We start from the raw sequence: 12,549 nt of genomic DNA, 5'->3' as shown, positions 1-12,549 counted from the left end.
GATTTTTTAAGGTATTGTCTCCTGTTCATATGTGGCGATAGTTTTATAATCCGTAGAAACGGCACAAGACATGCTGGTGAATAAGGGCTGAAATTATTAATCAGGCATTTCTCAGTTTATGAAAATAAATGTAGGATATCACCAAAAATACCAGTGGGACCATGGGGACAAAGCCTAATCCGGGTCCGTCTACTATGCTGTGCGCAATGATGCCGGAAATAAAGGTGATACCAAACCCTACATATGCCCATTCTTTAATGCGGGAAGGGATAAATGGAAGCAGTAGTATAAGCATACCGATAATCTTCGCAATACCCAGTTCTATCCTGAAGTAATCGGGAAAGCCCAGATGCCTGTATCCTTCAATAAATTTGGGACTTGTGAAGTACATAAATGCTGATGAAGCGCCTGTTAACATGGCAAGTAAGGTGGTGATCCAGTAGATAACTTTTGTTTTTTTCACATTGACTGATTTAATTAGGATCAAAATTATTTTATATTTGCTATACTTTTTATACCGATATACTTTAGTATAGTGAGATTTTTATTATATGGAAATGGAAATAGATATTGACCTGAATGTCATTAAAGAATGTCCGCATTCATTTGTGGTAGCAGTGAATGATGCCATGAACGTGTTGACGGGTAAGTGGAAATTGCCTATCATGGCTACGTTGGTTTTTGGTAAGAAGAGATTCAAGGAGATTGAACGTGAAATTCCAAAAATCACTCCCAGGATGTTATCTAAAGAACTCCGGGATCTTGAATTGAATGGAATTGTACAAAGGATGGTTCATGATTCGATTCCGGTTGTAATTGAATATGAGTTCACTTCATCGGGGAGATCCATTAAATATGTGCTGGACGCAATGGTTGAATGGGGGATGCAACATAGAAAAGAGGTAATGAAGCGGAAAATAGACTAATTATTCTCATCCTGGTAAATATTAAATAAATTTCAGGAGGGGCGAGCTTTAATCATTTGAAACCAGCAATGTAAACATGCTCACCAATGTTGGTTTATAAATAAACACCTGCGCATTTTCCTGCCAAAGCAGTTGGCGATGTTACCGTATGACAATGAAAAGAAGAAAATAAATTCCCTGGAACAAACAGGCTATCAGTCACACCGGCTTACATTGATGCGGAGCATGTTAGATACCCTTAATACTTATAACCGGCAACAGCATACCAGCCAGGCTTTTCGTGAAGCGATGACACAATATATCCGTTATTGGGCAGCTGAAGACCTGTTGAGATATGGCTGGCTGCATATTCCAGGTAAATGGGAGCCGCTTTCGGGGGAATATCTGGAGTTCCTGCAACAAATTTCCCTTAATAAGCCACAAGATATAAGTTCCCATTTGGGAACCAGGGATATTGCTGCATTACCTGAGTTGAGAAAGGTAATTAATGGGATGTTTCAGAAAAGGCAGGTATCCAAAGTAAGCCACGTGTTGGTCTATACTCTCGACCGTTTTTCCCGAACAGGTGGTGGAGCGATTAAACTCGCGGAAGAGCTAAGAGATAAATACGGTATTAACGTATTTGCCGTTACGCAACCAGCAGATACATCTAATCCCAGTGGAGTATTACGGGTGGTCCAATGACCTCCGTTTTAGACACTATGTAACAGTGCATTCAGTAGATCTGATCTGTTAGTACTAATATAGCAATCCTTATTAGAGATTTTAATAATAATGTAATATCTCTATAAATTAATCCTGTAATACCCAATTTATTGCTCTAACTTTAGCAAGGTTGCATTTGCCCCCTTCTGATTTATTTTGGGTTTCTTTTTCTTCCTAAGTTGCTGTTTTTTAGCAGTATTTATGTTTAATTAAAATTATAATTGTGAATATTTTTGTAGGTAATATAAGTGACAGAACAACTGAAGATGAAATATGGTCTTTATTTGACCCATTTGGAGTTGTATATACTATTAATGTGGCTTATGATAAGTACAGTGGCCGTTCCAAAGGCTTTGCATTCGTTGAAATGCCAGACGATTCCAATGCAGTACAGGCAATTAAGGAATTGAATAATTCAGTAGTTGCTGGCCAGACAATAGTAGTGTATGAGGCTCGTCCAAGACCTGAAAGACCAGAAGATAATCGTTTCTCCAGATCCGGTCCAAGACCTGGATTTAGATCCAGATACTAATAGTTGGATGTTTTAAAACGTCGATTACCTTTATCTGTTAAGAGAGCAGAAGAGCAAAGCCGCAGAATACGTTAAGTAGTTTGTGGCTTTGCTTTTACCTTTCCATGTACCAAATAGTAGTAACCCAAGCTGAACTTCCCACTTAATTTTCTAATCATACCCTCAATAAACCTCCAGGATGGGAGAACTTTCGAACTTGTTCGCAGAGGATCTATCTAGAATTCATACGTTTATAAGTAAAAATAATTGCCAAACATGCTATTATTAATGATTATATCTTTAGTTATTATGTTTTCTTAGATAAAAAACTATTATAGGCAATTCACAAATCTCAAGAAATTTTTCACTCATCTTTAACAATTATACCCTAAAAGGTATAAATCGATTAATATTCAGTTTTTTATACCTTTTAAGGTATAAAATGACTCTTTTGGCCCAAAAAATTAAAGCTAAGCGTAAAGAAAACGGATTAACATAAGAAGAGCGATCCTTAAAATCTGGATTGGGATTACGGCTCATCCGGGAAATTGAACAGGGTAAAACATCCATGCGTATGGATAAGGTGAATCAATTACTCAATTTATTTGGGATGGAACTTATACCAGCAACTAAAACAGCATATCATGAGTAAGACTGCAAGAGTATATTATAATAACATACTTGCTGGTTCACTAATAGAATATGATGGCGGCTATAAGCTTTTATACCATGAAGATTATTTGGTTGATGAATCGGCTGAACCAATAAGTTTAACCTTACCATTACAAAAAGAGGTTTATCACAGTTTTACATTGTTTGCTTTCATTCCTACGGCTATGCCAAGGAAATGTGCGATCATTGGTAATGATCTTTACCTTGTAGGTTGTTCAGACAGGATATTTGGTAAGACAAAGATCGCGGTTGGAAAGATATCAGTGAAGTAAAAATTAAATAGGCCCATGCTTTGGTGTGGACCTTTATTAAGCGAAATTTTTAATCTTTTTATTTTGAATTGTGCCCCTACATATTTTTTTCTTCATACAGTACAATTTGCCCTATCATCCCGTTTGGGAGGGTAAGGCGGCACTGTTTAAATATCTAAAATTCACAATTTGACGCGGAATCAAAAGGATAGTTGTTAAATTTTTAACGAAGCACTGGCACAGTTTGCAGCGAAAGATTTGGCTTGTACACGCGAAATAAATGGCACAGTTTCCGCGAAGTATCCATTATGTAACTTGAATAACTTTAAACTTATCAATGTTAATAATAAATCATTGAAAATCATTACACTTTTTATGTAACTACAAAAAAAGCTGGGAAACTAGAGCATTGGGTTTACTAGAACGTACATTGAATCCAGTGCCTACTGAAATAAATGAACTTGATTGGAAATCCACTTTGTCGGATAAAAGCGATCGTCTAGCTCAACATTTGTCTGCATTTTCTAATTTGCCTGGTGGAGTTTTTTTAATTTTTGGTGTCTACGATGATGGTTCAATCAAATCAGTTGATCCGATGAGATAAATAGTACTGTACAAAAGCCAGGTATATTGCGAGGAATAATCTTACCCACCCTGTTACAATTGATCATATAACTGTTTCCTATAAAGGATGTACTATTTGTATTTGGGTTGTTTAGATAAATAAATCAATTGCTAAACATGTACATTTAAGAGGAGAACAATATATGATAGTTATAGAAGATCCGCTGCTCAAACAGTTAAAATGTCTTCAGCGGAAATGGCAGTAATGATCGCTGGCTCACATAATGTAACCTTTGAACAACTTGTGGCTTCATCAAATGCCTCTGCTGATGAGACTTTGAATATGCTTGATTACGACGCATTTTTTGGATAGGGGACAAACCGAAGGGGTAAATATTTCAGTAAAAGCAATTTAATAATTATTTCACAAAAATGACCTGAGTGCCGGATGCTGTGCTGTCATCATCCGTGGAGCAAAATTTGTAATATTTAAACAATACCTCATTTACAATTGCAAGGTTTTTCAATTTTACCATCCTCACGTCTGGATTAACTATTACCGCCATGCCTAAAAAGAAGTCTATCATTAAAAAAAGAACGACTGGCCATCGCCAGCCGTTCTGAATTATTATTACAGCTCCTTATTATCATTGTTTGATCACTTTGAACACATAAGGATGTCCTGCATCCTGTACCTGCACCCAATACATCCCTGCCGGATAAACAGAAAGATCAAACATGACTACATTTCCACTTTCGGTACGCTGTTGCAATACCCTTCCATTCATATTCATTATCACAATCCTTGCATTGTTCAATGACTTCACAAAGGTGATCTTAAAACTTCCTGTGGTAGGATTGGGATATAAGGCTGTCACCTGAGGCAGTTCTGCTGTCGAATCCTTTACGGCGGCCAGTCTGCCCCCTGTTACTGCATTGTTGCAAACATACATGCGCTGGGTACGGTTGCCCGTAGCATCGTAACTATATACTACACCACAGGTATTAACTGGTAGGTTCTGGGATTTGCCCACCATTGTATAAAAAAGTAAAAATGATAAAATAAACAATATTCTTGGCATATATATGCTTTGTAAAATTAAAATGAAAGCTCTCCTGTAGCCATATCAATGCGGGTCGCTACCGGTCTCTGATCTCCCTGACCATGTTTTACAAATACAGATTGCTCCCTGCAAAAAGGATTTGTATCATTCGGCCAGCCATTCGCTGCCAGACGACGCCAGTAAAAGGCCTGGTTCTTCCGCTTTTTTGGTTCCTGGTAGCGGGATAGAATAATACCTTCTCCATCACGCTCTATTGAGATCAATTTTCCGTCTTCATACTTATACAGCTCGTTATCACCTAAACAGATACCCCAGATCTTTGTAACCTGCTGCACACTACTATCAGCACCCATTGTATATACTTTTACATAGCCAGCACCCTTCGTCGTATCAGGAACTGCCCAAACGCCCATAGAAGATTCCGGCTTATTAACAGTAAAAGCATCATAGGAGGTGAAAATTCCTTCATTTACATTTGCATCTTTCATTACAGGCAACACAACCTCTGCAGATGCTGTATTAATAACATCTGAAACAGTGAATACCTTTTGACGGGCTGCATTTATTGTTAATCTTTCTGCTTTAGCCAGTCGTGCCACAGATTGCTGATACAGACCATCCATTGCATTGACCAGCCCGGCCACATAATTGCTATCACTGTTCATAATTCCTGTAAATACGGTATCAGTGGTAAATAGTTGCCGATAAGCAGTTCCATCCCCATTTACATACACCGTAGCCTGTAACCTGGTAAAAAAATATTGTGCGCTCAGGTCGGAGGTGATCGAAATGTGCTTAATTGCCCATAATAACTGCTTTCCCTGAGATGCATACGTTCCTCCGAATCTATTCTCCACAAAGGTCTCCAGCCATTTATCATAGCTACATTCAACCATCAGCTTACACGTTTCATTCCCATATTGCACAGGTGCATATCCAATCAGAGTATCATTACCGACCGTTATGGTCCTTATCCCCGCAATTTTTGCAGAAATAATTGCACCTGTATATTTACCCACCCCGTCTATATTTACCCTTCTTTCTGAACTGATTGCTGGTTGAGCATACAACTTTATGCTCAGACATATTGCTAATAATAAAAAAGAATACTTCATTTAATTTCATTTTTAATTAATCTATATCATCCCATTTTTGCCGAGCTGTGAATGAGCCTGCCTCTTTTTTTCTCATTAGCCGGGCCCACACTGGACTCATTCAACGATAATTCGTTTTCATATACCATACAGACACCTGCGGCTACATAGTAGCTGGTACCTTCAGTAATAACCTCAAACAGATGACTGGAGGGATAGCTTAAAAATTTCCTTACTGACGGATACAGGATAGTACTTTCTTCATAAGAAGATTCCCGGATTGTAAGGCCGGCAAATGATGGAGGTAACTGTACATAATGAACCCCCATAAAAATGATATCAACATTCCTAAAGCCGTTGCCTGTATCTTCAGCTGCTCTGATCAACAGCTGACTATGACTAATATGAAAATCATGCATCGTAAAATGCTTGTCTGAGCTGAAAATAATATCCTGCATATCCGCTAGTATTTATAGTCCTAAAAATGGGTTGGCGATAACCCTTCCCTGGTAATAGAATATAGTCCTTGACAAAGCATCCCCTGTGTGCTTTATTTCAAACAGCTCCCAGGAAGTAACACGGCTACCGGAATAACCATTTGCACCTTCCTTAAGCGCTTCCCATACATTCATCATTTTTCCATCCTTCATCGTCAGGTTGAAATGAATCTTTACTTCCGGATCCCGGATCATATTCTGAAAAGCAAACTCGAATTCATCTGCACCCCATTCCCACCAGGGAGAAGCCTTCACGCTTGCTGAAAAATCGGCTAATAATTCACCTATTCCCAACGAAATGTCTTTCGTCTTTTTTGCTAAATTTAAAACAACTGGTGTACGTAATGGTCCTCCATTGGGCTTTATAGCCTCCGGCATTTCTCCGGTTAATTGACCGAATGATACACTCGCTTTCACCTTGCCTGTTACTCCTCCACCATTGCCAGCACCCCCTGCACCCGTCCGTCCTTTGTTCAGATCCGTTTTTGCACCGGCAGTACTTGCTTTTAACCGGCCAGCAATATACCCTGAAGCACCTCCTACTACAGTACCTATCACCACGTCCATTCCAAAATCCTTCAAGGTATACTTGTCGCCAAAATAAACAGCATTCCCTATTCCCTGTACCGGACTCGATGTTACTGCACCTGCAAAACCCGCCACGGCACCTCCTGCAACCGTAGTTGCCTGCAATCCAAACATGGACAGCGCCGCACCTCCTGTAGCCGCCCCAACAGCCCCCGCTGCTGCTCCAATGCCAAATGCAGCAAATCCATCTCCCACATTATGGATCTTTCCCTGTACCGCTTTTACAGTCAGATTCAGGACACCTCCTATTGCAGCACCTACCACAATATGAATCCACTCTCCGTTAGGATCCCGAACAACCAGTGGATTATTTAATCCATAGGCATATCTGTTATATCCCTGACTACTTCCGGGTACAGATACAAAGTTATCAAGGCTCATCATACGACCCAATACAGGATCATACATTCGCCCATTCATATTGATCAGGGAAAAGTCCTTCAGGTGCTCGTGACCGGTAAAGCCCCTATACAACCATTCCGGTTGATTGGGAACATTATTATAACTCCAGTCCGAAGGATTCCTGTAACGCCCCCATGCATCAAAGTTCTGGGAAGCTATCACATTACCGGATGCATCTGTTACGGTCAGGATGCTACCCAGATAATCATGGTAAACGTAATATACTGTGACAGCACTTCCTTCCTTGGTAAGGATAGCACCAATACCATTACTAGCTTCTATATAATGAATATCCCTGGTTACACTGCCTTTAATCTGCCTTTCATACCCTCCCAGGTAATATCTCGTCTCAGCTAAGGCCCCGTTTTGTTTAAAGGTACCCTTTATTCGCCCGTAGTCTGCACCATAAGCATATGTCAGCTGATTGGACCCTTCGGTTATTGTCGATGTACGGTTGAAAGCGGTATAAGTCACATCCTGTTGCAGCTGTGATATCACCGATGGTGGTACCTGGCTACCCGCAGGATTTGTTATAAAAGCCAGCGCATTGACCTTCTGATCATTATAAGTATAATTACCAGCATCCGTCTTTGTCTTGATATTCCCAAAACTGCTGCCTGCACCATCATAGGTAATATTCAACTGTTGAACATTATTAATTTTTGATGTCAGGAGACGGTTAGTATTATCATAAGTAAACACCTCATCCAGATTCCTAATCATGTCTTTCCTGCTATTCAGGTTGCCGGTCAGGGGGTCAAAGGAATAGTTCATCTGGAACACCCCCGGGGTTGAGGTTTGAGTCATTGCCCCCAATGCCAGATTATAGCTTTCAGTCGTAGATTTACCATTACCATAAGAATAACCTGTATAATATCCAAGGCTGTTCATACCAGAAGCCGTGAATAGGGTAGTAGCACCAGTACCTTCACCCATTTGTACCCCTGTGACGGTTCCATTTCTGTCATAGGTACGACTTACAGTAACTCCGGATGGATAGGTAATCTTTGTCAGGTTATTATAAGCATCATAACCATATTGTGTATTAAATGCATTACCATCTGTTGTAATTTTTTCTGATAGAGAACGTCTGAGGTTATCATAAGTATACTCCGTCACATCTCCGTCAAAGCCTGTTACTTTGGTCAGGTTATCGTTACAATATCCGGTGCTGGCTTCTTTCCAGTATTCATAGGTAGTTGTTCCCTCCGGGCCGGCGTGTTGGGTTACCCTGCCAAATGGATCATAGGTTAGGGTTCTTGTTTGCCCCTGGGGATTTGTTTCAGCTACCAGTTGCCGGAAAGCGTCGTACTGATAACTATAAGTACCCGCATGCTTATCAGTCACACCGGTCTCATTACCATACTCATCATAACTATTGGCAGTCATCACTACACCGTTCACAGACGTCTCTGTCTTATTGCCACGGCTATCATAAACAAATCCAACCGAACCGGCATTGTCTGTAGCAGCGATAATCATACCACTGGCATCCTCTGTCTGGCTACTGGACTGTCCGGAGCTACTGGTAACGGTAGTCTTATATTGACCTCCTGCCAGCTTGCTATAAGAATAATTAGTGGTGACTGTACCATTGGACACCTGGCTGGTACGACCGTAATTATCGTATTGATAAGTGGTAGTAAGAGGCGTCTCAGTGCTATAATATGGAGCAGTTAAAGAAACCAGTTCACCTTTTGCATTATAGCTTTTTGAAGATACAAGTGTTCCTCCATTATAACCAGACATTTCCATTCTCACTTCCCTGCCCAACAGATCATAGAAAATCTTTTGATTATTACCACCACCAGGTCTGGTAGCACTCACTGAATACCGGCCAGAGGTACTTTCCCATGCCATAGTTTGCGTGATACTATATCCTTCCGGCAGGGTGGTCAGGTTTAATCTGCCAAATACATCATACTGGTAACCAGTGGTCAGCCCATCAGCAGATTTCACTGTAGCCGGTAACCCAAATGAAGTTTCATAAGTGAATACCTGCTTTTTAGTAACATCCGCCCCTACTGTTTCAGATTGTAACAGGAAACGCCCGGTATTATCATAAGTTGACTTCTCAGAGCGGGTAGGCAATCCTGTCGCTACCAGATCTCTCTGCTTCACATTCCCAAATGCATCATAGGTAAAATTGGTAGTATATGCCTTGGCCTTCCCGGAAAACTCTACTATTGATGAAACCAGATTGGCAGTATTATAAGCATAGGTAGTCACCTTGCTCACTTCTGCCTGTCCATTTCTCACATTCTTAGTAGTGATGGATTCCGGAGAGGCAGGGAATGGTGTTCCATGCGTACCGTATACCGACGTGATCGTGCTGGTCTCAATAGGAGTAACTACATCTCCACTTACACTACCTACTTTGGTAACAGATTGGGTCGTATTTCCATAATTATCAAAAGTACTGGTAGTTTCAGCCGCTTCTCCTGTAATACCGTTGATGGTAAGTGTTTTCGGCACCTGTACAACCACCCGTTTATCCAGGTAATTACTGGAAGGCTTCAGCAGGTTGGTTGTAAATTTCGTATCACTCAGTGTCTCTGCTCCATATACCATCGTTTGTCTTGTCCGGTAAGGGATCAGGTAATCGGGATGAATATCATTTTCAGTAGTGGTTACAATTCCAGAACTTTCATCCGACGCTTTCACCTTTTTAAAACCCAGGAAGCCCCTGATGGGAGAATAACAGGCATCCGTATATTCATATGAAGTATAACGTAATCCAGTGCCCACACCATTAGACTTATAAGTCTCCTTTACAAGGTACAATGGGGAGAACAACACATTGTAAGGATTGCCATTGGCACCTGCTCCAATCGCTACTCCTTTCTTATCATATTCATATTCAGCCGAACGGCTATAATAACCGCTTTGAATTGGCATTACATAATTAAACCCTTCCTGTGCCCCAAGACCATCTGTTATCTTTGTAAGAAAGCGTTCTTCCTTCATGGGCTTGGGATAGATGAAACGTCCTGAATTGCTACTGTTGATAGACAGGATATCAGGTTTTCCATCTCCGTTAAAATCACCTACTACTGTATTGGACTTTTTGCCTCCATTGGTACTCACAGCCTGATTGTAGTGCTCAATGTTAAAAGTGAGCCCATTACTATAATAAATCGTATGCCGGGAAGAGGAAGTAGTAAGATCGAGCGAATGCCATACATCTGATTTTCCATCTCCATTGAAATCAGCTACTACCAGATGATGGGCAGTACCAGCTTCATCACCTGCCAGGTAAGGACGATTATAAAATCCAAATGCCTGCGAAGTATACGCCTTTCCTGTACTTGTCAGCTGAAACCAGCTGCCAGTAGAAGTACTGGGCGTATTTCTATACAGCAGGTCCGTTTTCCCATCTCCGTTAAAGTCACCGGGCAATGTTGGATAATTGCCTTTTATATCTGAAAAGGTATAAAGTACCTGCGCTGCATAACTATACCCAGACGATGCTGATACAGGATATACAGATAATACATAACTCTGATTGTCTTTTACCACAAGGATCTCCCGCTTGCCATCCCCATCAAAATCTATGGGCAGCAACTGCTTTGCACTTGCTATAGAATTCGCATAAAAAGGATCACTTGAAGTCCCTTCCACACCAAATAGTGCAATCTCCTGGTTGTAAATGCCTTTCTTCGGACTGGAGAAAAATCCTTTAAAAGCATTACTATAATTGATTCCGAGAATAAGGATATAATCCTGCGCACCATCCCCATCAAAATCACCAGCCACGAAGTAGTTACCATATGTAGTACCGTTACGGTATACATATTTAAAATCCTGTGTATAAAAACTGGAATGAGGTAGTGCCGTATAATTGACAGAGTCATAATATGCTCCCGAGTAGACATTGAATTTCCTGGAATAATTAATACGGATGCCATTGTAAATCCTGTCACTTCCACTTATAATCGTATTTAACATTACGACATCATCCTTTCCATCTCCATCATAATCAAAGGTTTGGAAATTGTAGTAGCCATTACTAGTTCCTTTCAGTTCAGTAACACCTGACTCGGGAATTTTAAACTGGTAAAAATAGGAGATAGCTGGCTGCCCCGCATAGGTAGAAAAATGGCTCATTACATCGTAAGATGTATAATGGGGAACACTGTTGTTATCCAGGTAATAAGAGGATTCCAGTACATCCTGCTGACTATCCCCATCAAAGTCTCCTGCATACACATTCCCCTGATTCATTCCGGAATACTGGACGGACGTAGTTACATCGGGAGCTGTAGTATTAGCACCATAACTAAACACCAGCGGATTAAAGGCTGATCCATTGGAGCCCTTTTCTGTAAAGGACTGCAGGAAATATTGATTTTTAATCAGGGTGTATGCCAGATCATAAGAACGCACGGTTTGTGCTGAAGCATTCTTTATACTGATATTACTCAGATTGTATGCCCTGCGTAAAGAAGCTCCCCCATCATAGACAGTGCTATTCTGCCAACCGGTGCGGGTAGTGTAAGTAAAGATAATCTTGTTATAAGTTGTAATACCAGCCGTAGCATTACCTGTATATTGTATCTCTGATAATACATAGGTACGATCCGTAGTATTAATTGTATACACATATACCTGATAATTACCACTGATGTCCGTCACCTTGTTCAAAAACCACATCATTGTACTACCAGTACCATCATCAGTGGTCATTTTTGCATTGGTAGCATTGCCATATTCCAAAACTGTACCATCTTTGGTAGTGACCTTAAAATAAGCAGGGCCCAGTGTTTCGCTGCCACCGAATGACTCTATTTTGGTGAACTGCTCATTCTCCAGACCATATACTGCTCCGTTCGCTCCATTCGTACCTGACGTAGCGAACATACGTTGTCCGTCCAATACAAAGGCATCATTTGTATTGGTATACTTTACCGGCGTATTAATGCCATTGTAAAAATTCGACTTTCCTGCTCTGCTGATCACAGACATACAGGATAGATTCCATCCCCAACCAGCTACACCATCTCCGGATTGGGAATTGTACATTAAATTAACAGTAGGTGTCATGCTGTTCGTACCCGACAGCACTTTGATAGGAATCGAGTAAGTACTGCCACCAGCACTACTTACCCCGCTAGCCCCCTTAGGCGAACCAACAGGCAACGATGTATTGATCGTTTGCGCCCGCGGTAGCATAGGCAATAGGCATAGCAACATTACCTGAATTTTCTTCAGGAACTCTTTCGGAAAGGGAAACATAAAACTACAATTATCGATATAGGTTATACAATATGGAATA

The 12,549-nt window shown here is 40.7% G+C and carries 10 protein-coding genes; 5 read left to right on the top strand and 5 right to left on the bottom strand.

Going from position 1 to position 12,549, the window contains the following annotated elements:
• Positions 1-100: 100 nt before the first annotated feature.
• Positions 101-463: a DoxX family protein gene (locus tag QQL36_RS34665; protein WP_321568376.1), complete on the bottom strand. Its 363-nt coding sequence runs from the start codon at positions 461-463 to the stop codon at positions 101-103.
• Between the two features lie 94 nt (positions 464-557).
• On the opposite strand from QQL36_RS34665, the gene QQL36_RS34660 reads away from it, so the two are divergent.
• From QQL36_RS34660 to QQL36_RS35880, 5 genes are all read left to right on the top strand, one after another.
• Complete coding sequence (locus QQL36_RS34660; RefSeq protein WP_083726951.1) at positions 558-926, top strand: winged helix-turn-helix transcriptional regulator; 369 nt, start codon at positions 558-560, stop codon at positions 924-926.
• A gap of 138 nt (positions 927-1,064) precedes the next feature.
• A complete protein-coding gene (locus QQL36_RS34655; protein WP_321568375.1) occupies positions 1,065-1,610 on the top strand; it encodes a recombinase family protein in 546 nt (181 codons plus the stop codon).
• A gap of 244 nt (positions 1,611-1,854) precedes the next feature.
• Complete coding sequence (locus QQL36_RS34650; protein WP_083726913.1) at positions 1,855-2,163, top strand: RNA recognition motif domain-containing protein; 309 nt, start codon at positions 1,855-1,857, stop codon at positions 2,161-2,163.
• 623 nt (positions 2,164-2,786) lie between these two features.
• Positions 2,787-3,086, top strand: a complete 300-nt coding sequence (locus QQL36_RS34645; RefSeq protein ID WP_321568374.1) for a HipA N-terminal domain-containing protein — start codon at positions 2,787-2,789, stop codon at positions 3,084-3,086.
• Positions 3,087-3,504: 418 nt separating this feature from the next.
• Positions 3,505-3,669, top strand: coding sequence for an ATP-binding protein (locus tag QQL36_RS35880; protein WP_368677838.1), 165 nt, complete (start codon positions 3,505-3,507; stop codon positions 3,667-3,669).
• 607 nt (positions 3,670-4,276) lie between these two features.
• On the opposite strand, the gene QQL36_RS34640 is transcribed toward QQL36_RS35880, so the two are convergent.
• The 4 genes from QQL36_RS34640 to QQL36_RS34625 are packed head-to-tail and all read right to left on the bottom strand — an operon-like array spanning position 4,277 to position 12,509.
• Complete coding sequence (locus QQL36_RS34640) at positions 4,277-4,711, bottom strand: T9SS type A sorting domain-containing protein (RefSeq protein ID WP_083726917.1); 435 nt, start codon at positions 4,709-4,711, stop codon at positions 4,277-4,279.
• A 17-nt stretch (positions 4,712-4,728) separates the two neighbouring features.
• The gene (locus QQL36_RS34635) at positions 4,729-5,808 is read right to left on the bottom strand and encodes a hypothetical protein (RefSeq protein WP_321568373.1); all 1,080 of its coding nucleotides are present in this window, start codon (positions 5,806-5,808) and stop codon (positions 4,729-4,731) included.
• 26 nt (positions 5,809-5,834) lie between these two features.
• Positions 5,835-6,245: a hypothetical protein gene (locus QQL36_RS34630; protein ID WP_083726921.1), complete on the bottom strand. Its 411-nt coding sequence runs from the start codon at positions 6,243-6,245 to the stop codon at positions 5,835-5,837.
• A gap of 12 nt (positions 6,246-6,257) precedes the next feature.
• The gene (locus tag QQL36_RS34625; protein WP_321568372.1) at positions 6,258-12,509 is read right to left on the bottom strand and encodes an FG-GAP-like repeat-containing protein; all 6,252 of its coding nucleotides are present in this window, start codon (positions 12,507-12,509) and stop codon (positions 6,258-6,260) included.
• Positions 12,510-12,549: the final 40 nt, after the last annotated feature.

It is taken from the genome of Chitinophaga sp. LS1 (assembly GCF_034274695.1).
Taxonomy (GTDB): Bacteria; Bacteroidota; Bacteroidia; order Chitinophagales; family Chitinophagaceae; genus Chitinophaga.
The sequence above is the reverse complement of the archived record's forward strand: the minus strand, read 5'-3'. Positions and strand labels throughout refer to the sequence as shown.